Source organism: Actinophytocola gossypii (assembly GCF_025165815.1).
GTDB classification, from domain to species: Bacteria; Actinomycetota; Actinomycetes; order Mycobacteriales; family Pseudonocardiaceae; genus Actinophytocola; species Actinophytocola gossypii.
In genome coordinates, this window is record NZ_JAFFZE010000015.1 from 98,534 (window position 1) to 122,004 (window position 23,471).

Annotated in this window: 20 protein-coding genes and 1 riboswitch; of the genes, 12 read left to right on the forward strand and 8 right to left on the reverse strand. The window is 72.3% G+C overall.

Annotated features, from left to right (window positions below):
- Window positions 1-273 precede the first annotated feature (273 nt).
- The 3 genes from ileS to JT362_RS19330 are packed head-to-tail and all read left to right on the forward strand — an operon-like array spanning window position 274 to window position 4,871.
- Window positions 274-3,387, forward strand: coding sequence for an isoleucine--tRNA ligase (ileS, locus tag JT362_RS19320; protein WP_260192758.1), 3,114 nt, complete (start codon window positions 274-276; stop codon window positions 3,385-3,387).
- A 6-nt stretch (window positions 3,388-3,393) separates the two neighbouring features.
- Entirely contained in the window at window positions 3,394-4,596 is a 1,203-nt protein-coding gene (locus JT362_RS19325) for a pyridoxal phosphate-dependent aminotransferase (protein ID WP_260192759.1), read from the forward strand.
- Window positions 4,596-4,871: a DUF167 domain-containing protein gene (locus tag JT362_RS19330; protein WP_260193226.1), complete on the forward strand. Its 276-nt coding sequence runs from the start codon at window positions 4,596-4,598 to the stop codon at window positions 4,869-4,871. Before JT362_RS19325 ends, JT362_RS19330 begins: the two co-directional genes overlap by 1 nt.
- Here JT362_RS19330 and JT362_RS19335 read toward each other — a convergent pair.
- Window positions 4,861-5,844, reverse strand: coding sequence for a M28 family metallopeptidase (locus tag JT362_RS19335; protein ID WP_260192760.1), 984 nt, complete (start codon window positions 5,842-5,844; stop codon window positions 4,861-4,863). The genes JT362_RS19330 and JT362_RS19335 overlap by 11 nt on opposite strands.
- Window positions 5,845-5,949: 105 nt before the next feature.
- On the opposite strand from JT362_RS19335, the gene JT362_RS19340 reads away from it, so the two are divergent.
- Window positions 5,950-7,437, forward strand: a complete 1,488-nt coding sequence (locus tag JT362_RS19340; RefSeq protein ID WP_260192762.1) for a potassium/proton antiporter — start codon at window positions 5,950-5,952, stop codon at window positions 7,435-7,437.
- A 6-nt stretch (window positions 7,438-7,443) separates the two neighbouring features.
- On the opposite strand, the gene sthA is transcribed toward JT362_RS19340, so the two are convergent.
- Window positions 7,444-8,847, reverse strand: coding sequence for a Si-specific NAD(P)(+) transhydrogenase (sthA, locus tag JT362_RS19345; protein ID WP_260192763.1), 1,404 nt, complete (start codon window positions 8,845-8,847; stop codon window positions 7,444-7,446).
- A gap of 52 nt (window positions 8,848-8,899) precedes the next feature.
- Window positions 8,900-9,015, forward strand: a riboswitch (SAM riboswitch).
- A gap of 33 nt (window positions 9,016-9,048) precedes the next feature.
- Between sthA and JT362_RS19350 the strand changes: the two genes are divergently transcribed.
- From JT362_RS19350 to JT362_RS19360, 3 genes are all read left to right on the forward strand, one after another.
- Complete coding sequence (locus JT362_RS19350; protein ID WP_260192764.1) at window positions 9,049-10,362, forward strand: aminotransferase class V-fold PLP-dependent enzyme; 1,314 nt, start codon at window positions 9,049-9,051, stop codon at window positions 10,360-10,362.
- 64 nt (window positions 10,363-10,426) lie between these two features.
- A complete protein-coding gene (gene lspA, locus JT362_RS19355; RefSeq protein ID WP_375546529.1) occupies window positions 10,427-11,026 on the forward strand; it encodes a signal peptidase II in 600 nt (199 codons plus the stop codon).
- On the forward strand, window positions 11,023-11,949 hold the full coding sequence (locus tag JT362_RS19360; protein ID WP_260192765.1) for an RluA family pseudouridine synthase: 927 nt from the start codon (window positions 11,023-11,025) through the stop codon (window positions 11,947-11,949). Before lspA ends, JT362_RS19360 begins: the two co-directional genes overlap by 4 nt.
- Here the strand turns inward: JT362_RS19360 and JT362_RS19365 are convergent.
- On the reverse strand, window positions 11,946-12,935 hold the full coding sequence (locus JT362_RS19365) for a chromosomal replication initiator protein DnaA (protein ID WP_260193229.1): 990 nt from the start codon (window positions 12,933-12,935) through the stop codon (window positions 11,946-11,948). The genes JT362_RS19360 and JT362_RS19365 overlap by 4 nt on opposite strands.
- 114 nt (window positions 12,936-13,049) lie before the next feature.
- Here JT362_RS19365 and JT362_RS19370 point away from each other — a divergent pair, with 114 nt between their 5' ends.
- Window positions 13,050-14,300 (forward strand): CehA/McbA family metallohydrolase, encoded by a 1,251-nt coding sequence (locus JT362_RS19370; RefSeq protein ID WP_260192766.1) that lies wholly within the window; start codon window positions 13,050-13,052, stop codon window positions 14,298-14,300.
- Here JT362_RS19370 and JT362_RS19375 read toward each other — a convergent pair.
- On the reverse strand, window positions 14,297-15,160 hold the full coding sequence (locus JT362_RS19375; RefSeq protein ID WP_260192767.1) for an alpha/beta fold hydrolase: 864 nt from the start codon (window positions 15,158-15,160) through the stop codon (window positions 14,297-14,299). The genes JT362_RS19370 and JT362_RS19375 overlap by 4 nt on opposite strands.
- 63 nt (window positions 15,161-15,223) lie before the next feature.
- On the opposite strand from JT362_RS19375, the gene JT362_RS19380 reads away from it, so the two are divergent.
- Window positions 15,224-15,784: a CGNR zinc finger domain-containing protein gene (locus tag JT362_RS19380; protein ID WP_260192768.1), complete on the forward strand. Its 561-nt coding sequence runs from the start codon at window positions 15,224-15,226 to the stop codon at window positions 15,782-15,784.
- Window positions 15,785-15,837: 53 nt separating this feature from the next.
- Here the strand turns inward: JT362_RS19380 and JT362_RS19385 are convergent, their stop codons facing one another.
- The gene (locus tag JT362_RS19385; RefSeq protein WP_311202731.1) at window positions 15,838-16,560 is read right to left on the reverse strand and encodes a tyrosine-protein phosphatase; all 723 of its coding nucleotides are present in this window, start codon (window positions 16,558-16,560) and stop codon (window positions 15,838-15,840) included.
- An 81-nt stretch (window positions 16,561-16,641) separates the two neighbouring features.
- Here JT362_RS19385 and JT362_RS19390 point away from each other — a divergent pair, with 81 nt between their 5' ends.
- Window positions 16,642-17,268 carry a LysE family translocator gene (locus JT362_RS19390; protein WP_260192770.1) on the forward strand — a complete coding sequence of 209 codons (627 nt, stop codon included), beginning with the start codon at window positions 16,642-16,644 and terminating at the stop codon, window positions 17,266-17,268.
- On the opposite strand, the gene JT362_RS19395 is transcribed toward JT362_RS19390, so the two are convergent.
- Window positions 17,265-17,783, reverse strand: coding sequence for a GNAT family N-acetyltransferase (locus JT362_RS19395; protein ID WP_260192771.1), 519 nt, complete (start codon window positions 17,781-17,783; stop codon window positions 17,265-17,267). The genes JT362_RS19390 and JT362_RS19395 overlap by 4 nt on opposite strands.
- Before the next feature lie 137 nt (window positions 17,784-17,920).
- A complete protein-coding gene (locus JT362_RS19400; RefSeq protein ID WP_260192773.1) occupies window positions 17,921-18,346 on the reverse strand; it encodes an OsmC family peroxiredoxin in 426 nt (141 codons plus the stop codon).
- A gap of 238 nt (window positions 18,347-18,584) precedes the next feature.
- On the opposite strand from JT362_RS19400, the gene JT362_RS19405 reads away from it, so the two are divergent.
- Complete coding sequence (locus JT362_RS19405; protein ID WP_260192774.1) at window positions 18,585-19,022, forward strand: VOC family protein; 438 nt, start codon at window positions 18,585-18,587, stop codon at window positions 19,020-19,022.
- Between the two features lie 96 nt (window positions 19,023-19,118).
- On the opposite strand, the gene JT362_RS19410 is transcribed toward JT362_RS19405, so the two are convergent.
- Complete coding sequence (locus JT362_RS19410) at window positions 19,119-19,766, reverse strand: nucleoside/nucleotide kinase family protein (protein ID WP_260192775.1); 648 nt, start codon at window positions 19,764-19,766, stop codon at window positions 19,119-19,121.
- A 106-nt stretch (window positions 19,767-19,872) separates the two neighbouring features.
- Between JT362_RS19410 and dnaE the strand changes: the two genes are divergently transcribed.
- A complete protein-coding gene (dnaE, locus tag JT362_RS19415) occupies window positions 19,873-23,442 on the forward strand; it encodes a DNA polymerase III subunit alpha (protein ID WP_260192777.1) in 3,570 nt (1,189 codons plus the stop codon).
- The last annotated feature ends 29 nt before the right edge of the window (window positions 23,443-23,471 follow it).

Here is a 23,471-nt window from a genome sequence, read left to right on the forward strand (position 1 = left end):
ATCACCCCGCCACCCAGGGTACCGGCCTCGCCCCGCCCGGCGGTGAAGTCGGTTGCCGGGGTGGTTACGCTTGTCTCAGTGGTGTTGATCCGGCCATCACCGGGGAGCCTCCGGAAGAACGGGCCCGCGCGGGCCTCAGTAGAACCGGACGGGTAGGCCCGTCACAGCCGAAACGAGTGGCCGTCGCCGGAGCGCGACGGCAAACGGGGTGGTACCGCGGCGTTCGTCGTCCCCGTGTCGTAGCGCACGAGGGAACCGAACCGCGAGGAAACCATGGCATACCCCAAGGCGAACCTGGGCACCGGAGAGGCCGTTCCGGCCCAGCCGTCCTTCCCCACGCTCGAGCTGGCCGTGCTCGACTACTGGGAGTCCGACCACACCTTCCCTGCCTCCGTCGACGCGCGCCCCGCCGGCACCAACGGCGCGAACGAGTTCGTCTTCTACGACGGCCCCCCGTTCGCCAACGGCCTCCCGCACTACGGGCACCTGCTCACCGGCTACGTCAAGGACGTCGTCCCGCGCTACCAGACCATGCGCGGCAAGCACGTCGAGCGCCGGTTCGGCTGGGACTGCCACGGCCTCCCGGCCGAGTTCGAGGCCGAACAGCAGCTCGGCATCAAGACCAAGGCCGAGATCGAGGAGATGGGCGTCGCCGAGTTCAACGACGCCTGCCGGACCTCCGTCCTCCAGTACACCGGCGCCTGGCGCGACTACGTCACCCGCCAGGCCCGCTGGGTCGACTTCGACAACGACTACAAGACGCTCGACCTCGACTTCATGGAAAGCGTCATGTGGGCGTTCAAGTCCTTGTGGGACAAGGGCTTGATCTACGAGGGCCACCGCGTCCTCTGGTACTGCTGGCGCTGCGAGACCCCGCTGTCCAACACCGAGACCCGGATGGACGACGTCTACCTCGACCGGCAGGACCCCGCGGTCACCGTGGGCCTGCGACTGGAGACCGGGGAGCTCGCCCTGGTCTGGACGACCACGCCGTGGACGCTGCCGTCCAACCTCGCCATGGCCGTGCACCCGGACGTCGACTACGTGACCGTGGAACACGAGGGCGAGCGCTACGTCCTCGCCGAGGCGCGGGTCGCCGCCTACGCCCGCGAGCTGGGGGAGGCCCCGCCCGTCCTGGCCCGGTTCAAGGGCGCGGACCTGCTCGGCCGCCGCTACACCCCGCCGTTCGACTTCTTCGCCGGGACCGAGAACGCCCACCAGGTCCTGGCGGCCGACTACGTCACCACCGAGGACGGCACCGGCATCGTGCACATCGCGCCGGCCTACGGTGAGGAGGACAAGGTCGTCACCGACGCGGCAGGCATCACCCCGGTCACGCCGGTCGACGCGCGCGGCCGGTTCGACGCGCAGGTCCCGCCGTACGAGGGCATGCACGTCTTCGACGCCAACGGCCAGATCATCCGCGACCTGCGCGCCACCGGCACCGTGCTGCGGCACGAGACCTACGACCACCCGTACCCGCACTGCTGGCGTTGCGGCAACCCGCTGATCCAGCGCGCGGTCTCGTCCTGGTTCGTCGCGGTGACCAAGTTCCGCGACCGGATGGTCGAGCTGAACCAGGAGATCAACTGGGTGCCAGGGCACGTCCGGGACGGCCAGTTCGGCAAGTGGCTGGAGAACGCCCGCGACTGGTCGATCTCCCGCAACCGGTACTGGGGATCCCCGATCCCGGTCTGGACCTCGGACGACCCGGCCTACCCCCGGGTCGACGTGTACGGCTCGCTCGACGAGCTGGAGCGCGACTTCGGGGTGCGGCCGGCCGACCTGCACCGCCCGCACATCGACGAGCTGACCCGGCCCAACCCGGACGACCCGACCGGGAACTCCACCATGCGCCGGGTGCCGGAGGTGCTGGACTGCTGGTTCGAGTCCGGGTCGATGCCCTACGCGCAGGTGCACTACCCGTTCGAGAACCGCGAGTGGTTCGAGCACCACTACCCGGGCGACTTCATCGTCGAGTACAACGGGCAGACCCGCGGCTGGTTCTACACCATGCACGTGCTCGCCACCGCGCTGTTCGACCGGCCGGCGTTCCGCAACTGCGTCGCGCACGGGATCGTGCTCGGCGACGACGGGCAGAAGATGTCCAAGTCGCGCAAGAACTACCCGGACGTGAACGAGGTCTTCGCCCGCGACGGCTCGGACGCGATGCGCTGGTTCCTGATGTCCTCGCCGATCCTGCGCGGCGGCGACCTGGTGGTGACCGAGCGCGGCATCCGCGACGCGGTGCGCCAGGCCGTGCTGCCGCTGTGGAACACCTGGTACTTCCTCGCCCTGTACGCGAACGTCGAGGGCGTGTCCGGCACCTGGCGGACCGACTCGCCGCACGTGCTGGACCGGTACGTGCTGGCCAAGACGCACTCGCTGGTCGCGTCGACCACCGAGGCGCTGGACCGGTACGACCTGTCCGGGGCGTGCGCCGGGGTGCGGGAGTTCCTGGAGGCGCTGACCAACTGGTACGTGCGCCGCTCGCGGGACCGCTTCTGGGCGGGCGACCGGGACGCGATCGACACCCTGCACACCGTGCTGGAGGTCGTGTCGCGGGTGACGGCGCCGCTGCTGCCGCTGACCACCGAGGCGGTGTGGCGCGGTCTGACCGGCGAGCGCTCGGTGCACCTCGCGGACTGGCCGTCGGCGAACGCGGTGCCGGCCGACGACGCCCTGGTCACCGCGATGGACCGGGTGCGCCAGGTCTGCTCGGCCGCGCTCGCGCTGCGCAAGTCCAACAAGCTGCGGGTGCGGCTGCCGCTGGCGTCGCTCGTCGTGGCCGCCGCCGATGCCGACGTGCTGGCGCCGTTCACCGAGCTGATCGCCGACGAGGTCAACGTCAAGGACGTGTCGTTGACCACCGACGTCGCCGCGCACGGCCGGTTCGAGCTGGTGGTGAACGCGCGGGCGTGCGGGCCGCGGCTCGGCGCGGACACCCAGAAGGTGATCCGCGCGGTCAAGGCGGGCGAATGGACCACCTCCGGCGACTCGGTGGTGGCCGCGGGCATCGAGCTGCTGGCCGGCGAGTACCAGCGCCGGCTGGTGGCGACCGACACCGGCGCGACCGCGGAACTGCCGGCCAGCTCGGGCCTGGTCGTCCTGGACACCGAGGTGACCCCGGAGCTGGAGGCCGAGGGCCTGGCCCGCGACCTGGTGCGCGTGGTGCAACAGGCGCGCCGCGAGGCCGGCCTGGACGTGGCCGACCGGATCGCGCTGACCGTGCAGGCCCCACCGGCGGTGACCGAGGCCGCCCGCGCGCACGAGCGTTTCCTGGCGAGCGAGACCCTCGCCGAGACGGTGTCCTACGCCGACACGTCCGCCTTCACCGGCACCGTCGGCGACGGCGTCCAGGTCGCCGTCGAGGTCCGGAAGGTCTGACGGGAGATGGCGGTGTCGGCGACGCTGGCGGCCCATCAGGTCGTCGAGGAGCGGCGGCGGGCCGGGTTGCCGGTGCTGCCGATGTCGTTCGGGCAGGCCGGGGTGCCGGTGCACCCGCTGTTGGCCGAGGCGCTCGCCGCCGCGGCCGGGCGCAACGCCTACGGCCCGGTCGCCGGCGACCCCGCCGTGCGCGAGGCCGCGGCGGGCTGGTGGACCCGTCGCGGCGTGCCGACCGAGCCCGAGCAGGTCGTGTGCGGGCCGGGCAGCAAGGCCCTGCTGTACGCGACCCTGCTCGCCGCGGGCGGCGACGTGGTCCTGCCGCGTCCGAGTTGGGTCTCCTACGCCCAGCAGGCCGCGCTCACCGGCCACCGGGCGGTCCACGTGCCGACCAGGCCCGGCGAGGGCGGCGTCCCCGACCCGGACCGGCTCGCCGACGCCGTGCGCGCCGCGGACCGGCCGGTGCGGGCGGTGGTGCTCACCCTGCCCGACAACCCGACCGGCCGGCTCGCGCAGCCGGAGACCGTCCGCGCGGTCTGCGCCGTGGCCCGCGAGCTCGACCTGACGATCGTCGCCGACGAGATCTACCGCGACCTCGCCTACGGCGGCGAGTTCCTCAGCCCGGCCGAGGTAGCCCCGGAACGCACGGTCGTCACCACGGGCCTCAGCAAGAACCTCGCTCTCGGCGGCTGGCGCCTCGGCGTCGCCCGGTTCCCCGCCGGCCCCCTGCACGATGCGGTCCTGTCGGCGGCGAGCGAGCTGTGGTCGTGCCCGTCCCGGCCGGTGGAGGCCGCCGCCGCGCTCGCGTTCACCGAGCCGCCCGAGCTGGTGTCCTACGTGGACGATGCCAGGCGCGTCTACGAGCGGATCACCACCGCCGTCGCCGGCGCGTTCGCCGGCGCCGGTGCCGCGGTCGCACCCCCGCGGGCGGCGTTCTACTGCTACCCGGACCTGTCCCCGCGCCTGTCCGGCGAGACCGGTGCCGCCGTCGCGCACCGGCTGCTCACCGAGCACGGCCTGGCCGTCCTCCCCGGCGCCGAGTTCGGCGAGCCGGCGTCCTCGCTGTCCTTCCGCGTCGCCACCGGTCAGCTCACCGGCGACACCGACGACCAGCGCCGCGAGGTGCTGGCCGCCGCCGAACCCCTGGACGCCCCCTGGGTGGCGGCATCGCTGGACCGCCTCGCCGGCGTGCTCGGCGCGGTCCTGCGGTGATCCGCTTCGGCGTCCGGGTCCGGCCCGGCGCCCGGCGCGGCGCGGTGGGCGGTCGCCGGCCGGCCGCCGGCGGTGACGCGCTGGTCGTCGCCGTGCCCGCACCGGCCGTCGACGGCAAGGCCAACGAGGCCGTCCGCCGGGCCATCGCGGAGGCGTTCGGGGTCCGCGCCAGGGACGTGACGATCGTGACCGGCGTCCGTGGCCGGGACAAGGTCGTCGAGGTGGCCGGGGGCGACCCCGAACGCCTCGCCGAGCTGCTCGGCCCTATGCCGTGAGGGTCCAGACCGCGGCGGCGATGGCGTCGGAGTTGCGGTCCAGGGCGGTGGCGTCGATGTTGTCGGTGGTGTCGCAGGGGGAGTGGTAGCACGGGTCGAAGGCGTCGCCTGCCGTGCCGCCCCACTTCTCGGCCTGGGCCGGGGTCTTCGTGCCCTCGGCGCCGGTGAACACGCCGCCGGTCGGGATGCCGGCGTCGGCGAACGCGGCGTGGTCGGAGCGGCCACCGATCTGGATCGGCTCGGTCGGCACGCCCGCCGCCGCGTAGTGGTCGTTCAGCATCTGCTCGAACGTGGCCGAGCCATCCGGCTGCCCGGACGACGAGTACACGAAGTACCCCGCGTTCGGTGAGCCGATCATGTCGAAGTTCAGGTAGCCGGAGATCTTCGCCAGTTCGTCGGCGGGCAGGGACTCCACGTAGTGCGTCGAGCCGACCAGGCCGATCTCCTCCGCGCCCCACCACGCGAACCGCAGGTGCTTCGCCGGCGCCAGGTCCTGCTCGGCCACCGCCAGCGCGACCTCCAGCAGCCCAGCCGACCCCGAGCCGTTGTCGTTGATCCCCGGCCCGACCCGCACGCTGTCCGCGTGCCCGCCGAACATCATCACCGCGTTCTCGTCCCCGCCCGGCCAGTCGGCGATCAGGTTGTAGCCGGTGCCGTTCGCCTCGAACTCCTGCAGCGTGGTGACGAACCCGGCGGCGTCCAGCGCGGACCGGAGGTACTCGAGCGCGGCCAGGTATCCCGGCTGCCCGTGCGCCCGGTTCCCGCCATTGGCCGCCGCGATCCGCTGCAGCTCGGCCAGGTGCGCCTGCACGTCGGCCACCGGGATGTCCGGCGCGGCCGCGTACCGCTCGGTGGTGAACGGCGACGCGGCGGCGGGTTCCGAAGGCGCCGTCGCCGCGCACGCCCCGGCGAGCGTGACGGCGGTGACGCCGAGGGCGGCCACCTTCCGGCCCAACGCACGGCCCAGGCTCATGGTGCTCCCTCCAAGGAGTTGCCGATCTCTCGTCAGCGTGTCAAGAGCGTGTTTCGCACGCTAGGTTCATTCGTCGGTAGTCGCCAGCCGAAACCGGAGGTACGCGTGTCCCCCGAGCTCACCACCGTGCTCGGGGTCGTGGCCGCCGTCCTGCTCGTGGCCGTGCTCGCGGTGCGGGTCTCGGTGCGACTCGGGTTCCCGTCGCTGCTGCTGTTCCTGGCGATCGGCGTCCTGCTCGGCGAGGCCGGCATCGGCATCGAGTTCGAGAACGCGGCGCTCACCGAGTCGCTCGGACTCGCCGCTCTGGTGCTGATCCTCACCGAGGGCGGGCTGTCCACCCGCTGGTCGCAGGTCAAGACCTCGCTGTGGCCGGGGATCCTGCTGTCCACTCTGGCCGTCTGGCTGAGCATCGCGGTCACCGGCGCCGCGCTGCACTGGCTGCTGGGCCTCGACTGGCGGATCGCCCTGCTGTGGGGAGCGGTGCTCGCCTCGACCGACGCCGCCGCCGTGTTCAGCGTGCTGCGCAACGTCGCCGTGAGCCGGCGGCTGGTCGGCGCGCTCGAGCTGGAGTCCGGGATGAACGACGCCGCCGCCTACATGGCGGTGGTGCTGCTCGCGTCCGACATCGCGTTCACCTGGAGCGTGCCGCTGGTGATGGTCTACCAGCTGGTCGTCGGCGGCGTGACCGGGATCGTGCTCGGCCGGCTCGCCGCGGCCGCGCTGCGCAGAGCCGCCCTGCCGGCCACCGGCCTGTATCCGCTCGCGACGGTCGCGGTGTCGATGCTCGCGTACTCCTGCGGGTCGATGCTGGGGGCTTCCGGGCTGCTGGCGGCGTATGTGTCCGCGTTGGTGCTCGGCAACTCCAAGCTGCCGCACCGGACGGACACGCTGTCGTTCGCCGAGGGACTCGGGATCCTGTCGCAGATCGGGCTGTTCGTGCTGCTCGGCCTGTTCATGTCACCCGATCGGTTGCTCTATGCGGTGGTGCCGGGACTGGTGGCGGGGGCCGTGATCACCCTGCTGGCGCGGCCGATCTCGGTCGCCGTCGCGGTGGCGCCGTTCCGGATGCCGTGGCGGGAGCAGGTGTTCCTGTCCTGGGCGGGCCTGCGCGGCGCGGTGCCGATCGTGCTCGCGACGATCCCGCTCACCGGGGGGATGCCGGGCGCGCAGCGGCTGGTCGACGCGGTGTTCGTGCTGGTCATCGTGCTGACCGTGGTGCAGGGCAGCACCCTGAATCTGCTGGCCCGACTGCTCGGGCTCAGCCGGGGCGCGCGGTCCCGGGAGGTGCACGTGGACGCCGCGCCGCTGGACGAGCTGGGCGCGGTGCTGCTGCAGGTGCGGATCCCGCCCGGCTCGAAGTTGCACGGCGTGTACCTGACCGAGCTGCGCCTGCCGATCGGCGCGACGGTGAGCCTGCTGGTGCGACACGGGAAGGGGCACACGCCGTCGCACGACACCCGCCTGCAGGAGAACGACCAGCTGCTCGTGGTGGCGACCGAGCAGGTCCGGTCGGCCACCGAGCACCGGATCCGGGCGGTGGACCGGGCCGGCCGGCTCGCTCGCTGGAAGGGCGAGACCGGCGCGGAGGATTGACCCGGCTCAGTCGGTGAGCAGGTTGATCTGGCGGATCTTGTTCGTCGCGTCCAGCGCGGCGACCTTGTACGACTCGGCCAGCGTCGGGTAGTTGAACACGGTGTCCACCAGGTAGTCGACCGTGCCGCCGCAGCCCATCACGGCCTGTCCGATGTGGACCAGCTCGGTGGCGTGCGTGCCGAACACGTGCACCCCGAGCAGCGACCTGTCGTCGGGCGACACCAGCAGCTTCAGCACGCCGTAGGAGTCGCCGATGATCTGGCCCCTGGCCAGCTCCCGGTACCGGGACACACCGACCTCGAACGGGATCCGCTGCTCGGTCAGCTCGTCCTCGGTGCGGCCGACGTAGCTGATCTCCGGGATCGTGTACACGCCGATCGGCTGCAGCTCGTGCATCGGGTGCGCCGGGTCGCCGCAGGCGTGGTGCGCGGCGAGCCTGCCCTGCTCCATCGACGTCGCGGCCAGCGCGGGGAAGCCGATCACGTCGCCGACCGCGTAGATGTTGTCGACCGCCGTGCGGAACTGCGCGTCCACCGAGATCCGGCCGCGCGCGTCCGCCTCAAGGCCGGCCGCCGGCAGGTCGAGGTGGTCGGTCATGCCCTGCCGGCCCGCCGAGTACATGACCATGTCGGCGGGGATCTTCTTGCCGCTCTCCAGGATCGCGACTGTGCCCTTGGCGTAGCGCTCGACGGCGGCGACGGTCTCGCCGAACCGGAAGGTCACCGCGAGGTCGCGCAGGTGGTACTTGAGCGCCTCGACGACCTCGGTGTCGCAGAACTCCAGCATCCGCATCCGCCGCTCGATCACCGTGACCTTGGTGCCGAGCGCGGCGAACATCGACGCGTACTCGATGCCGATCACCCCGGCTCCGACGACGATCATCGAGCGCGGGATCCGCTCCAGACCGAGGATCCCGTCGGAGTCGATGATGGTGTGGTCGTCGAAGTCCACGGTGGACGGCCGGGCCGGCCGGGTGCCGGTGGCGATGACGATCTTGTCGGCGGTGACCGAGCGCTCCTGCCCGCTGCCGTCGGTCACCTGGACGGTGTTGCGGTCGAGGAAGCGGCCGAGGCCGGGCAGGATCGTGACGTCGTTGCGGGCGAGCTGGGCGCGGATCACGTCGACCTCGCGGCCGACGACGTGGCTGGTGCGGGCGGTCAGGTCACCGATGGTGATCTCGTCCTTCACCCGGTAGCTCTGCCCGTACAGCTCGCGCTGGTTCATCCCGGTCAGGTACAGCACCGCCTCGCGCAGCGTCTTGGACGGGATCGTGCCAGTGTTGATGCACACCCCGCCGATCATGTTGCGCCGCTCGATCAGCCCCACCCTGGCCCCGAGCTTCGCGGCGGCGATCGCCGCCTTCTGCCCACCCGGACCGGAGCCGAGCACCAGCACGTCGAAGTCGCTCATGGCCGACAGTCTGGCAATGCCGCGGCGGGATCGGCTACTCTGCCGACTCGAAGGTCATGAGTGTCAGCGCGAAGCCCCGGCTAGCTGACCGGCAACCCTCCTACCGCGGTGGGGTGCCCCGGGTGAGGACCAGGCCCTCCGCGAGGTGCGGGCGGGCAAGCGCGGACCCCCGGGCGGGGTCCCAGACCCGGAGGCTCCCAGATGACGTTCGCCATCCCGTACGCCCGAACCGTGCCCGACGCCGTTCCGCCGGTGGTCGGCGCCGGCCTGCCCGTCCCGCTGGTGGACGGCCGCGAGGTGCCCTACGCCAACCTCGACCACGCCGCCAGCGCGCCGTGTCTGCGCGCGGTGCGCGACGCGGTCGACGAACTGCTGCCGTTCTACGCGAGCGTGCACCGCGGTGCCGGGTTCGCCTCGCAGGTGTCCACCCGGGTCTACGAGCGGGCGCGGGCCGCCGTGCGCTCGTTCGTCGGCGCGCGTGACACCGACGCGGTGGTGCTCACCCGCAACACGACCGACGCGCTGAACCTGCTGGCCAGGGCCCTGCCGAAGGGCACGTCGGTGGTCGTGTTCGACACCGACCACCACGCCGCGCTGCTGCCCTGGCGCGGGCGCCTGGTGCACCGGATCTCGTCCGTGCCCGAGCTGGAGGAGGCGCTCACGGCGTGCCCGACCGGCCCCCGGCTGGTGGTGGTGACCGGCGCGTCCAACGTGACCGGGGAGCTGTGGCCGGTGCGGTCGGTGGTGTCGACCGCGCGCCAGCACGGTGCCCGCGTGGTGCTCGACGCCGCGCAGCTCGCGCCGCACCGACCGGTGGACGTCCGGGCGCTGGACGTCGACTACGTGGTGCTGTCCGGGCACAAGCTGTACGCCCCGTTCGGGGTCGGCGCGCTGGTCGGCCGCGCGGACTGGCTGCGCGCCGCGCCGCCGTACCTCGCCGGTGGCGGCGCGACCCGCCTGGTGCGCGACGACCTGACGGTGTCCTGGAACGAGGGCGTCGAACGGCACGAGGCCGGCAGCCCGAACGTGGTCGGCGCACACGCCCTCGCGGTGGCCTGCCGGACGATCCAGGCGTGGGGCTGGGAGTCGATCGTCGCGCACGAGCGCGCCATGACCGAGCGGCTGCGCACCGGCCTGGCCGGTGTTCCCGGCCTGCGCGAGCTGTCCCTGTTCAACGGCGACCGGGTCGGCGTGGTCAGCTTCGCCGTCGACGGCCACGACCCGGGCCTGCTCGCGGCTGCCCTGTCCGCCGAACACGGCATCGGCGTCCGGGACGGCGCGTTCTGCGCGCACGTGGCGACCCGCCGCCTGCTGGCCTCGGCCGGCGTGCCGGGGGAGCGCGCGCTGCGGGCGAGCCTGGGGCTCGGCAACACCGTCGAGCACGTGGACCGGCTGGTCGCCGCCCTGCACACCCTGGTCACCGACGGCCCCACCTGGAACTACACCCTGGTCGACGGCCGCTGGACCCCGACACCCGACCCGCGCCCCCTGCCGCCGTTCCTGACCGGCGAGTAGGTGCCGACCAGCAGGATCAGCATGTGCCGGATCGTCCGGTTCGGGCGGCGTGGACAATGACCGGGTGAGCGACGAGCGCGACACCGAGACCACGGCCGACCCCGACGTGCCGGACGGCGCCGATCCAGCCGGCGGGGGCGACGACGCGCCGCTGCCGCCTCGGCGGGGGTTCCTGCTTCTCCTGCTCGCGCCGATCATCGTCGTCGCCGACGTCGTGACCAAGGTCATCGCGGTCGCCGCGCTGGACGGGGAGCCGCCGCTCCGGCTGCTCGGCGGGTTCGTCTACCTGCAGATCGTGCGGAACCCTGGGGCCGCGTTCGGGATGGCGACCGGGTTGACCTGGCTGCTCACGCTCGTCGCCGTCGGGGTGGTCATCGCGATCATCTGGATCATGCCGAAGCTGCGGTCGACCGGGTGGGCGGTCGGTCTCGCGCTGGTGCTCGCCGGGGCGCTCGGCAACCTCATCGACCGGTTCTTCCGCGAGCCCGGTCCACTGCGCGGGCACGTGGTCGACTTCGTCTCGCTGTTCGCGCCCAACGGCGACATCTGGCCGGTGTTCAACGTCGCCGACTCGTCGATCGTCTGTGGCGGCGCGCTGATCGTGCTCATGGCGCTGCTCGGCCGCGACTACGACGGCACCCTCACCAAGGACAAGAAGAAGTGAGCGACCGGACCCTTCCGGTGCCCGACGGGCTCGACGGGATGCGCGTCGACGCGGGGCTCGCGAAGCTCCTCGGCCTGTCCCGCACCGCCGCCGCCTCGCTCACCGAGTCCGGCGACGTCAGCCTCGACGGGCGCCCGGCCGGCAAGTCCGACCGGCTCGTCGCCGGCGCCTGGCTCGAGGTGACCCTGCCCGAGCCGGACCGGCCGGTCGAGGTCGAGCCGGTCGCGGTCGCCGGCATGAAGATCCTCTACGAGGACGACGACGTGATCGTGGTCGACAAGCCGGTCGGCGTCGCCGCGCACCCGAGCCCGGGCTGGACCGGGCCGACGGTCGTCGGCGGCCTCGCCGCGGCCGGGACGCGGGTGTCGACCTCCGGCGCGGCCGAGCGGCAGGGCGTGGTGCACCGGCTCGACGTCGGCACCACCGGCGTCATGGTGGTGGCCAAGAGCGAGCACGCCTACACCGTCCTCAAGCGGGCCTTCAAGGAGCGCACCGTCGACAAGGGCTACCACGCGCTCGTGCAGGGCCACCCCGACCCGACCGCCGGCACCATCGACGCCCCCATCGACCGGCACCCCAAGCACGACTACAAGTTCGCCGTCGTCGCGAGCGGCCGGCCGAGCGTCACCCACTACGAGGTCGTCGAGGCGTTCCGGGCGGCGTCCCTCGTGGACATCCGGCTGGAGACCGGCCGCACGCACCAGATCCGGGTGCACTTCTCCGCGCTGCGCCACCCGTGCGTCGGCGACCTGACCTACGGCGCCGACCCCGTGCTCGCCAAACGTCTCGGGCTGACCAGGCAGTGGCTGCACGCCCGGCGGCTCGCGTTCGACCACCCGGCGGACGGCCGGCGCGTCGAGTTCGTCAGCGAGTACCCCGACGACCTGCGCGCCGCGCTCGACAAGCTGGCCGAGGAGAGTTAGGACTCCACGTCCCAAGTCAGGGTGCGGGCCTCGTCGTCCGGCCGGGGACTCCAGCGCACCTGCGTGACCTCGGTGTTCTCCGGCACCACGTACACCGTGTGCCCGCCGGCGGTCTCACCCGGCGGCACGCCGATGCGGTGCGGCGGCCGTGAGGACAGCGACACCGGCGCCTTCGAGATCGTCTCGCCGTCCGGGGTGACCAGCACCAGGTACATGTCGGGCAGCGACTGGAACGCCACCTGCCCCCGGTTGGTCAGCTCGGTGTGCACCACCACCGACCGCTCGCCGTCCTGCAGCCGGTAGCCGGCGGCGGTGAACAGGTAGTCGGCCGGGTCGACGACCTCCACCAGGGCGATCGCGAGCCGCTCGCCCTCCAGCCCCTCGGTCTGCAGCATCGTGCCGACCTTGCCCTGGCGGACGTTGGCGTCCGGGCGCTCGGTCCGCATGGTCGGCTGGGTCATGTCCTGCGGCGGCTGGTCGCCCCGCGCCCACGTCGACGTCTGCGGCGGCCCCCACGTGGTCATCGGCACGTCCGGTTGCGGGGCCGGGACGGGAGCGCTCGGCGGCCCGGTCTGCGCGGCGAACGGCGCGCTCGGTGGACCGGTGCGCGGCGGGTACGCCGGCACCGGGTAGGCCCCGGACGGCACGGCGTGCGGGCCGGACGGCACCTGGTGCGGCCCGGAGGGGACGGCGTGCGGCCCGGACGGGGGCTGCGGCGGCGCTCCGTAGCCGTACTGCATCGGCACCGGACCCGACGGCGGCGCCTGGAACTGCTGTGGTTGCGGCGGTTGCTGCGGGTAGCCGTACGGAACCGGTTGCACGGGCGCGATCGCGGCCCGCAGCCGCGCCGGGTCGCACTCCACGCCGACCAGCAGGGGCAGACCGGTCGCGGACAGCGCGACGAGGCGCGAGGCCACTTCCCGCGGGTCCATGCCCAGCCGGGCGGCGACCTCGTGCACCGCTGCTCTGCCCATCTCGGCGACCATGCCGAGCAGGCGAACGTCTACCGGATCCGTCACGGTCCGCACGCTACCCGGTCCGGTGGATCATCGCGGCGACAGCCGCGCCCGACGGCCCGTATTCGCTGGCAGGATCGCGTCGTGGAGACCGTGCACACCGGACGCTGGACCCGGGCCGACCGCGCCGCCGACCCCTGGCCACGCCTTCCGTTCGACGTGCCGGCCGGCTCTCCCGGGGTCACCGTCGAGCTGGCGGTCGCCGGCCGGGACGCGGTCGTCGACCTCGGCTGCGAGGGCGCGGCCGGCTGGCGCGGCTGGTCCGGCGGCGCGCGCACCCGCTACACGATCACCCCGGACGCGGCGACGCCCGGCTACCTGCCCGGCGAGCTCGAGCCCGGCCGGTGGCACGTCGTGCTCGGACTGCACCGGGTGCCGGCGGACGGCGTGGACGTCACCGTCACCGTCCGCGACGGCGGCACCGTCGAGCCGGACCCTCCGCCGCCACCCGTGCCGGCGCGGCCACCACGCCGCGCACTGCCGGCGCTCCCCGGACAGCGGTGGGTGGCCGCCGACCTGCACGCGCACACGCTGCACTCCGACGGCGAGCTGACCGTCGCCGAACTCGCCGCGGCGGCCGCGACCGCCGGCCTGGACGCGCTCGCGGTCACCGACCACAACACCACCAGCCAGCACGCCCACCTCGCCGAGGCGGGTCGCCGCTACGGCGTCGCGCTGATCCCCGGCCAGGAGATCACCACCGACCTCGGACACGCGAACGCGTTCGGCGACATCGGCTGGGTCGACTTCCGCCTGCCCGCCGACACCTGGGTCGAGACGGTCGCCGGGCGCGGCGGCCTGCTGTCGGTCAACCACCCGCTGGCCGCCGACTGCGCCTGGCGGCACCCGCTGACCACCCGTCCGCCGCTCGCCGAGGTCTGGCACTCCAGCTGGCTCGCTCCGGCCTGGGGCGGCCCGGTCGCCTGGTGGCAGGCGTGGGGCACGGCGACCACGCCCGTCGGCGGCAGCGACTGGCACCGCGCCGGCGACGGCACGAGCCTCGGCTCGCCCACCACCTGGGTCGCCGTCGACGCCGCCGCCGAGACCCCGGACGAGTTGGTCGACGCCGTGCTCGACGGGCTGCGTGCCGGCCGTACCGCGGTCTCCCGGGACCGGGACGCACCGGTCCTGCTGCCGCTCGGCGACGAACTGGTCGCGCTCGGCGCGCCGGGCACACTGGTGCTCGGGGACGGGGTGCGCCGCGCGGTGACCTCGGACCGGGAGGTGCTGCCGGGCGGCCAGGTGCTGTGCGGGCACGACGGGAGCGTGCTCGCGCTCGCGGCGATGACCGAGGTGACCACCATGCATGGCGTGCTGCCGCCGCGGTACGCCTAGCCGGCGTCCGGACCGTCCGCCTGCTGGCCGAAGAAGCGCAGGAGGGCGTCCGCGGTGTCCCGCGGGTTGTCCTCGGCGACGAAGTGTCCTGCCGCTGGGACGTCCTCCCGCTGCGCACGGGGGATCGCCGAGGCGAGCCGGTCTCCGGTACTGGGGTCGAGCCACTGGTCGTGCTCGCCCCACAGCACCAGGGTCGGTGCGGTGACGCGGTCCAGGAGGTCCACCACGTCGCGGGTGTCGTCGAAGTGGACGCTGGTGACCTGGTCGACCCAGCGCTGCTGCCCCTCGGGTCCCGTCCAGGGAGCGAGATACGCGTCGAGGACCGCGTCGGGCATCTCGCGGTGGGTCGCGGTGCGCAGGCGCGGCGCGATGATGTCGGCGAAGACGTGCGGCGGCATCGTGCGGTAGGCGTCCGCGTGGCGCTGCATGTGTTCGGTGAAGGGGGTGTTCCACGGGCCGATGACGGCCCCGTCGAGCAGCGCGAGCCGACGGGCGGGCACCTTGTCGACCAGGTGTGCTCGCAGCACGATTCCGGCGCCGATGTCGTGCCCGACCAGGTCGGGCACGTCAAGCCCCCAGTGCGCCACCAACTCGGCGAGGGTCCGGGCCTGCCGGACGATCGACGGCGCGACCCCCGGGTCGGTTCGGGAGTCGCCGAAGCCCAGCATGTCCCACACGTGGACGGTGTGCCGGCGGGCCAGGACGGGGACCACCTCGCGCCACAGGTAGGCCGACGCCGGTGTGCCGTGGGTCAGTACCACCGGCGACCCTTCGCCGAAGACGCCGGCCGCGACCACGCCGCCGGATACCCGGACCCGGTCGGTCAGCCGCCACGTCCCGGACCTGGTGCGTGTGTTCATGTCCCCTCCCGGGAGTAATGGGTAAATTGAGCTTGTAGCGGTTACAGTAGCAGGAGGTAAGGCTTGAAGATAGTTTTCACCGATTACGTACTCGGTGCTGGTGTGGCCACCGGCCTGGTCAACACGTCCCCCGTGGTGCGTGGCGCCGGCGAAGTGCTCACCGACCCGGCGGCCCTGGACCGGTTCCTCGCCGACCACGGCCTCCGGTCCGGTGCGGTGCGGGCCAGTGACGACCTGGCGAGGGTGCACGCCCTCCGCGACGAGATCCGCGCCGTGCTGGAGGCCGCCGAGGACGACGCCGCCCGTCGGGCCACCGAACTGGTGGCCCGCGCCGGAGTCGGTCCCGGGCTGCACCGCGACACCGCGGGCCGCTGGCAGTGGCACGTCGTGACCGCGCCGCACGTGTCACTGGCCGACGAACTGGCCGTGCTCACGGGAACAGGGCTGCTCGGCGTCCTGCACGCGCTGAGCTACGACCGGTTTCGCCACTGCGCCGCCCCGGGCTGCAACGGCATGTTCGTCGACACCAGTCGCGCCGGGCGGCGTCGCTTCTGCATGCCCGACCTGTGTGGCAACCGCCTCAACGTCTCGAACCACCGGTCGCGGCGCCGGAAGGCAACCTGACGGCTCCCGCCCGTCGCGGAACGAGAATCCGCACGGCGCCGCCGGCACGCCGCTCAGGTGGTGAGCCGGGTGCGCAGGGCGGCGAGCTCGGCGTCGGACAGGCCGTTGTCGAGGAGGAAGCCGGGTATCGCGAGCGACGCGATCGTCGAGGTCAGGGACGCCTCCATGGTCGTGCCGTGGTCCGCGAGGAGCTCGCGCACGGCGGTGAGCTGGTCGCGGATGCCGAGCTCGTCGTACCGCTGCTTCATCCGGTCGTAGGTCAGCAGGTAGTCGGCGACGATCTCCGCCGGCGCCGCGCCGGCCAGCGTGAGCAGGACCAGGGCGAGCAGCCCGGTCCGGTCCTTGCCGCCCGCGCAGTGGAACACCACACAGCCAGGCGCGGCGTTCGCGATCGCCCGCACCGCGGTGACCACCGGCTCCGGGTGCTCGGCCAGCATCGCCGGGAAGTACAGCGGCGAGGCAAGGTTGTCGATCGTCGTCCAGTGCTCGTGGAACGGTGTGCCGACCGGGTCCAGCGGCACCCGCACGGTCGTGATCCCCGCCGGTCGCGGCGTGAGCTCCGGCTCGCACTCGTCGGCGTGACGTAGGTCGACGACCGTGCGGACCCCGTAGTCCCATGCCGCTGTCCAGCCGGCCGCGCTCAGCCGCGTCGGCGCCTCCATCCGGACCAGTGCACCCGGCCTGATCCACCCCAGCCCGCCCAGGTCACGGGCATTGACACACCCGTCCCACGAAAGCTCTCGGCCACTGCCCACGTCCCCAGGACGCGGCGCCACCGCCCCCGGTTGTCCGAGCGACCGGTCAGTGGGGAGCGGGATTCCCGCCAATTCGGTTGAGCCCGGTGTTTCGATGGCCGTATGGACTCCTCGACAGTGGTCGCGTTCGCCGTCGCGTGCGTCGTCATCAGCGTCGTGCCAGGCCCGGACATGCTGTTCATCGTGGCCAACGGGATCGCGCGCGGGCGGGTCGCCGGGGTGCTGGCCGCGCTCGGCATGTCGACCGGGATCGCCGTGCACACGGTGGCCGCCGCGCTCGGGCTCGGTGCCCTGCTGCAGGCGGCGCCGGTGGCGCTGGACGTGGTGCGGATCGCCGGGGCGGTGTTCCTCGTGTACCTGGCGGTCTCGACCCTGCGCTCGGCCGGGGACGTCGCGGAGCGGGCGCCGGAGCGGTACGGCTCGGCCACGCTGCGGCGGACCTACCTCATGGCCGTGCTGACCAATCTGTCCAACCCGAAGGTGATCCTGTTCTACGTGGCGTTCTTCCCCCAGTTCCTCACCGAGGGCGGCTGGGCGGTGCCGGTGCAGTTCCTCGTGCTCGGCGCGATCCTGGTCGCCATCGGCTTCGCCGTGGACGGCACCGTCGGCGTGGCCGCGGGCGCCCTGTCCGCGCTGCTGCTCCGCCGGCCGGCGATCCGGCGCTGGCTCAACCGCGTGTCCGCCGCCATCTTCGCCGGTCTCGCGGTTCGCCTCGTGGTCGACCGCTAGGCCGGCAGCTCGGCGCGCAGCATCCGGTACAGCACCTCGTCCCGCCACGCGCCGTCGCGGAACGAGAACCCGTGCAGCACGGCCTCGCGGACGAAGCCGGCCTTCTCCAGCGCCCGCTGCTCGGCGACGTTGCCCGTCTCGGTCCACGCCTGGATCCGGTTGATCGGGTGGTGCGCGAACAGGTAGCGCGCCGCCAGCTTCTGGGCCGCCGTGCCGTGTCCCCGGCCGCGCGCGTCCGGCACCAGGGCGATGCCGAGTTCGAACAGGTGCGAATGCTGCCCGGTGGAGATCTTGTTCCACGAGACGAACCCCAGCGTCTCGTCGCCGGACGCGACCATCAGCATGGTCCGGTCGTTCTCGATCAGCCGGTTGTCCGCCCACCGCCTGCGCCAGACCGCGTCGTCGGTGAACCCGCCCCAGTTGAAGACGCCGATCGACTCCGGGTCCTCGGCCATGTCCCGCAGGAGGTCCAGATCGGGTTCCGTCACCGGCCGCAGCCGTGTCCCCTCGGTCATGCCGGCACCGTAACCGGGCCGGCCGACCGGGGCATCACAATTCGGAGAGCACTGTTCGAACGTCCGGCCGACCTCCGTCGACGGCGTCGCTCACCCTGGCAAGCGCACGGCCCGTCGGCCTCGTCCGAACAGCGCGCTCAGACCAGCTCGGCGTCCAGCGTGATCGTGGTGCCGGCGAGGGCCTGGGAGACCGGGCAGTTCTTCTTCGCGTCCTCGGCGGCCGCGGCGAAGTCCTCCTTCGAGATGCCGGGGATGCTGGCGCGCACGGTCAGGTGGATGCCGGTGATGCCCTCACCCGGCTGGAACGTGACGTCGGCCTTGGTGTCCACAGTGGTGGGAGGGGTGCCGGCGCCGGCGAGCCCGTGCGAGAGCGCCATCGAGTAGCAGGTCGAGTGCGCGGCCGCGATCAGCTCCTCCGGGCTGGTCTTCCCGTTGGCGGCCTCGGCGCGCGACGGCCACGACACCGGGTAGGAGCCGATGCCGGACGAGTCCAGCGACACGGTGCCGGAGCCGTCGAGCAGCGCGCCCTCCCAGTGGGCGTTGGCGGTGCGGGTGGTGGCCATGGGGTTCCTCCTCGGTCGGAACGGATGATCAGTGCCCATCCTGCCCACATCGGACCGGGACGCGCAGCCGCATGTGACCTGACCGCGAGGCGCTCTCGACACGATGGGGTGACAACGCAGTCGCATCGCTCGTATGTTCGATACGATGTTTGTGGGTCACGAGTGTCGAGAACGCGGTGCCGGCTCCGTCCCAGTGGCGGGAGCGGCCACGAGAGGCCGCGCGACACAGGAGCGGAACATGACGATCCAGCGGATGGACAACGTCGGCATCGTGGTCGAGGACCTGCCGGCCGCGGTCGCGTTCTTCCTCGAGCTCGGCCTGGAGCTCGAGGGCGAGGCACCGGTCGGGGGGCCGGCGGTGGACCGCCTCGTCGGACTCGACGGCGTCCGGTGCGACCTGGCCGTGGTGCGGACCCCGGACGGCCACGGGCGGCTCGAGCTGATGAAGTTCCACTCGCCGGCGGCCACCGCCGGCGACCCGGACGCACCGGTCAACGCCCTGGGCATCCGGCGCGTCATGTTCGCCGTCGAGGACATCGAGGACGTCCTCGCCCGGCTGCGCGCCCACGGCGCCGAGCCGATGGGCGAGCTGGTGCGCTACGAGGACGACTATCGGCTCTGCTACGTCCGCGGACCCGGAGGCATCATCCTCGCACTGGCCGAGAAGCTCGACTGACGACCGACCCGCACCGGAAAGGACACCGCGAGCCATGGCCCCGACGACGTCGACGGATCCCGGTGCGCACCCGTCATCGATCAGCGAACCGGGAGGTCACACGGGGGAGTCGTCCAGCACCGCCGGCCGCGCCGGGTCGTCCACCCGCACGCCGGTGTCGGCCACGTGCAGCGGCCGCGCCTCGGCGTCGTACCGCGCGAACGCCGGCAGCATCCACGCCTCCGCCGCCGGTGTCCTCCTGGCCAGCGCTGGCGCGGAGATCCACAGGTGCACGGTGTGCTCGAACGGCAGCCCCCGGCCGAGCAACAACGTCCCGTCCAGGACCAGCACGCCGCCCTCGGCCAGCGCGACGTACTCCGCCCGGCTGGCCCGGTCGGTCTCGGCGTTCCACAACGTCGGCAGCACCCGCCCGGTCCCGCCCGCCTCGAGCGGGTCCAGCACCTCGCGCCGCAGCCCGCCCACGTCGAGCCAGTCGTCGTACCGCGCGTCCGGGTCCTCGCGGCCGCGCTCGAACCGCAGCGACGCCGGCCGGAGGAAGTCGCCCGCCGACACCCGCAGCACCGACCGCCCCCGCAGCCGCAGCGCCTCGGCGAGGGCGTCCGCGAGCGCCGCCGGGTCGGCCGGCGGCGCGCCGTCGACCGCCACCCTGGCCCAGGCGCCGGCCGGTCGTCCGGCGACCCGCTCGGCCACCTCGTCGACCAGCAGCTCGGGGGAGATGGGCCGGAACCGCACGTCCTCGAGCATGCCAGCGACGCGGAATTGTCGGTGCCACGCGGTAGAAACCCGCCATGCACGACACGCCAGATCCGGTTGTTCGTCACCGCTTCACCGCGTCGTAGGGTGATGCCTCGTGGCGGCTGATTCCTTCGTTCATCTCCATGTGCACACCGAGTACTCGATGCTCGACGGGGCTGCCAAGGTGGCACCGCTGTTCGCCGAGGCGGCCCGGCTCGGCATGCCCGCCGTCGGCATGACCGACCACGGCAACATGTACGGCGCCGACGAGTTCTACCAGACCGCCCGCAAGACCGGCATCAAGCCGATCATCGGGATCGAGGCCTACGTCGCCCCGACGAGCCGCTACCACAAGAAGCCCGTCTTCTGGGGCGAGGCGCGGCAACGCAGCAGCGACGAACTCGGCGAGGGCGGCGACGTCTCCGGCGGCGGCGCGTACACGCACATGACGATGCTCGCCGGCAACGCGCAGGGCCTGCGGAACCTGTTCACGCTCTCGTCGCGCGCGAGCATGGAGGGCTACTACCGCAAGCCGAGGATGGACCGCGAGCTGATCGCCGAGCACGCCGAGGGGATCATCGCCACCACCGGGTGCCCGTCCGGCGAGGTGCAGACCAGGCTCCGGCTCGGGCAGCCGGCGGAGGCGCTCCAGGCGGCGGCGGACTACCAGGAGATCTTCGGCAAGGAGAACTTCTTCCTCGAGCTGATGGACCACGGGCTGCCCATCGAGCGCTCGGTCCGCGAGGGCCTGCTGGACATCGCCCGCAAGCTCGACCTCCCCCCGCTGGCCACCAACGACTCGCACTACGTCACCCAGGACCAGGCCGACGCCCACTCGGCGCTGCTGTGCGTGCAGTCCGGCAAGACCCTGTCCGACCCGAACCGGTTCAAGTTCGACGGCGACGGCTACTACCTCAAGTCCGCGGCCGAGATGCGCGAGTACTGGGACTCCGAGGTTCCCGGCGCCGCCGACTCGACGCTGCTGATCGCCGAGCGGGTCGAGTCCTACGAGGAGGTCTGGGCCCCGGCCGACCGGATGCCGGTGTTCGAGGTGCCGGAGGGCGAGACCCAGTCCAGCTGGCTGTACAAGGAGGTCATGCGCGGCCTCGAGTGGCGGCTCCCCGAGGGCGTGCCCCAGGAGTACATCGACCGGGCCGACTTCGAGGTCGGCGTGATCAGCCAGAAGGGCTTCCCCGCCTACTTCCTCGTGGTCGCCGACCTCGTCGCCTACGCCCGCAGGGTGGGCATCCGGGTCGGTCCCGGCCGTGGCTCGGCCGCCGGCTCGCTGGTCGCCTACGCGATGGGCATCACCAACCTCGACCCGATCGCGCACGGCCTGCTGTTCGAGCGGTTCCTCAACCCCGAGCGCACCGCCATGCCCGACATCGACATCGACTTCGACGACCGCAGGCGCGGCGAGATGATCGCCTACGCCACCGACAAGTACGGCGCGGACAAGGTCGCCCAGGTCATCACGTTCGGCACCATCAAGACCAAGGCCGCGATCAAGGACGCCGCCCGCGTCCTGCACGGCCAGCCCGGCTTCTCCATCGCCGACCGGATCTCCAAGGCGCTGCCGCCGCCGGTGATGGCCAAGGACATCCCGCTGTCCGGCATCGTCGACACCAGCCACGAGCGCTACGCCGAGGCCGCCGAGGTCCGCACCCTGATCGAGACCGACAACGAGGTCGGCAAGATCTTCGAGACCGCCCGCGGCCTGGAAGGCCTGATCCGCAACGCAGGCGTGCACGCCTGCGCGGTGATCCTCTCCTCCCAGCCGCTGATGCAGTCGATCCCGCTGTGGCGGCGCGACGACGGCTCGATCATCACCGGCTGGGACTACCCGTCCTGCGAGGCCATCGGCCTGCTCAAGATGGACTTCCTCGGCCTGCGCAACCTCACCGTCATCGGCGACGCGATCGACAACATCAAGACCAACCGGGGCGAGGACATCGACCTCGACACCCTGCCACTGGACGACAAGGCCACCTTCGAGCTGCTGGGCCGCGGCGACAGCCTCGGCGTGTTCCAACTCGACGGCGGCGCCATGCGCGACCTGCTGCGCCGCATGCAGCCGACCGAGTTCAACGACATCACCGCGGTGAACGCCCTCTACCGCCCCGGTCCGATGGCGATGAACACGCACAACAACTACGCCGACCGCAAGAACGGCCGGCAGCGGATCGTGCCGATCCACCCCGAGCTGGAGGAGCCACTCAAGGACATCCTCGCGGAGACCTACGGCCTGATCGTCTACCAGGAGCAGATCATGCAGATCGCTCAGAAGGTGGCCGGGTTCTCCATGGGTCGAGCCGACGTGCTCCGCAAGGCCATGGGCAAGAAGAAGGCGGACGTCCTGGAGAAGGAGTACGCCGGCTTCGAGGAGGGCATGAGGGCCAACGGCTACTCGCCGGACGCCATCAAGACCCTGTGGGACACCATCCTCCCGTTCGCCGGGTACGCGTTCAACAAGTCGCACGCGGCCGGTTACGCCCTGGTCGGGTACTGGACCGCCTACCTCAAGGCGAACTACCCGGCTGAGTACATGGCCGCGCTGCTCACGTCGGTCGCCGACAACAAGGACAAGTCCGCAGTGTACCTGTCCGAGTGCCGCCGCGCGGGCATCAAGGTGCTGCCGCCGGACGTCAACGAGTCGGCGCTGCGGTTCGCCGCGGTCGGCACCGACATCCGCTTCGGCATGGGCGCGGTGCGCAACGTCGGCGCGAACGTGGTCGAGTCGATCATCCAGACCCGCGAGGCGAAGGGCGCCTACACGTCGTTCACCGACTTCCTGGACAAGTCCGAGCTGCTGTGCTGCAACAAGCGGGTGATCGAGTCGCTGGTCAAGGCCGGCGCGTTCGACTCGCTCGGCCACACCAGGCTGTCGCTGATCCAGGTGCACGAGGAGGCCGTGGAGGCGGTCGTCGGCCTCAAGCGCCAGGAGGCGATGGGCCAGTTCGACCTGTTCGGCGGCGACGAGGGCACCCCGGCCTCGGACGACGCGTCCCCGCTGGCGCACCTCAAGTTCACCGCCGAGGAGTGGCCGCGCAAGCAGCTGCTCGGCTACGAGCGGGAGATGCTCGGCCTGTACGTCTCCGCGCACCCGCTGGACGGCGCGGAACGCCTGCTCCGCAAGCACGCGCCGAAGCCGATCGCGGAGATCATCAGCGACGCCCCGAAGGAGGGCGAGATCGTCCTCTCCGGGATGATCTCCGCCCTGGAACGCCGGGTGAACAAGCAGGGCGAGCCGTGGGCGATCTGCACCATCGAGGACCTGGACGCCTCGATCGAGGTGCTGTTCTTCGCGAAGTCGTACTCGGTCCTGTCCCAGGACCTGATCGAGGACGCCGCGGTGGCGGTGAAGGGCAGGGTGAACTGGCGCGAGGACAAGATGTCCATCTTCGGCTCCGGCCTGATCCCGCTGGACATCACCGACGCCGACCTCGGCCCGGCCGGCGAGGAGCCCCCGTTCGTCCTGCTGTGCAACCCGGGCAAGCTCAACGACGAGGTCGTGGGGGAGCTGAAGAACACCCTCTCGGCCCACCGCGGCGACACCCCGGTGCACCTCAAGTTCGCGCACAAGGAGAACGGCGTCACCCTCGCCCTGGACGACTACCCGATCAAGGTGACCGCGGCCTTCCTCGGTGAGATCAAGGCCATCCCCGGGGTGGCGGTGGACGCCTGACGGCCGTCTGACCGGCGGGTATTAGCCTG

What these genes read in the sequence shown, in the direction of transcription:
- JT362_RS19405 (WP_260192774.1), top strand. Translation starts at nt 18,585, where the DNA reads ATGACGATCCAGCGGATGGACAACGTCGGCATCGTGGTCGAGGACCTG.
- JT362_RS19375 (WP_260192767.1), bottom strand. Translation starts at nt 15,160, where the DNA reads ATGAACACACGCACCAGGTCCGGGACGTGGCGGCTGACCGACCGGGTC.
- JT362_RS19390 (WP_260192770.1), top strand. Translation starts at nt 16,642, where the DNA reads ATGGACTCCTCGACAGTGGTCGCGTTCGCCGTCGCGTGCGTCGTCATC.
- JT362_RS19395 (WP_260192771.1), bottom strand. Translation starts at nt 17,783, where the DNA reads ATGACCGAGGGGACACGGCTGCGGCCGGTGACGGAACCCGATCTGGAC.
- JT362_RS19325 (WP_260192759.1), top strand. Translation starts at nt 3,394, where the DNA reads ATGGCGGTGTCGGCGACGCTGGCGGCCCATCAGGTCGTCGAGGAGCGG.
- JT362_RS19400 (WP_260192773.1), bottom strand. Translation starts at nt 18,346, where the DNA reads ATGGCCACCACCCGCACCGCCAACGCCCACTGGGAGGGCGCGCTGCTC.
- JT362_RS19335 (WP_260192760.1), bottom strand. Translation starts at nt 5,844, where the DNA reads ATGAGCCTGGGCCGTGCGTTGGGCCGGAAGGTGGCCGCCCTCGGCGTC.
- sthA (WP_260192763.1), bottom strand. Translation starts at nt 8,847, where the DNA reads ATGAGCGACTTCGACGTGCTGGTGCTCGGCTCCGGTCCGGGTGGGCAG.
- ileS (WP_260192758.1), top strand. Translation starts at nt 274, where the DNA reads ATGGCATACCCCAAGGCGAACCTGGGCACCGGAGAGGCCGTTCCGGCC.
- JT362_RS19410 (WP_260192775.1), bottom strand. Translation starts at nt 19,766, where the DNA reads ATGCTCGAGGACGTGCGGTTCCGGCCCATCTCCCCCGAGCTGCTGGTC.
- JT362_RS19365 (WP_260193229.1), bottom strand. Translation starts at nt 12,935, where the DNA reads ATGGTCGCCGAGATGGGCAGAGCAGCGGTGCACGAGGTCGCCGCCCGG.
- JT362_RS19350 (WP_260192764.1), top strand. Translation starts at nt 9,049, where the DNA reads ATGACGTTCGCCATCCCGTACGCCCGAACCGTGCCCGACGCCGTTCCG.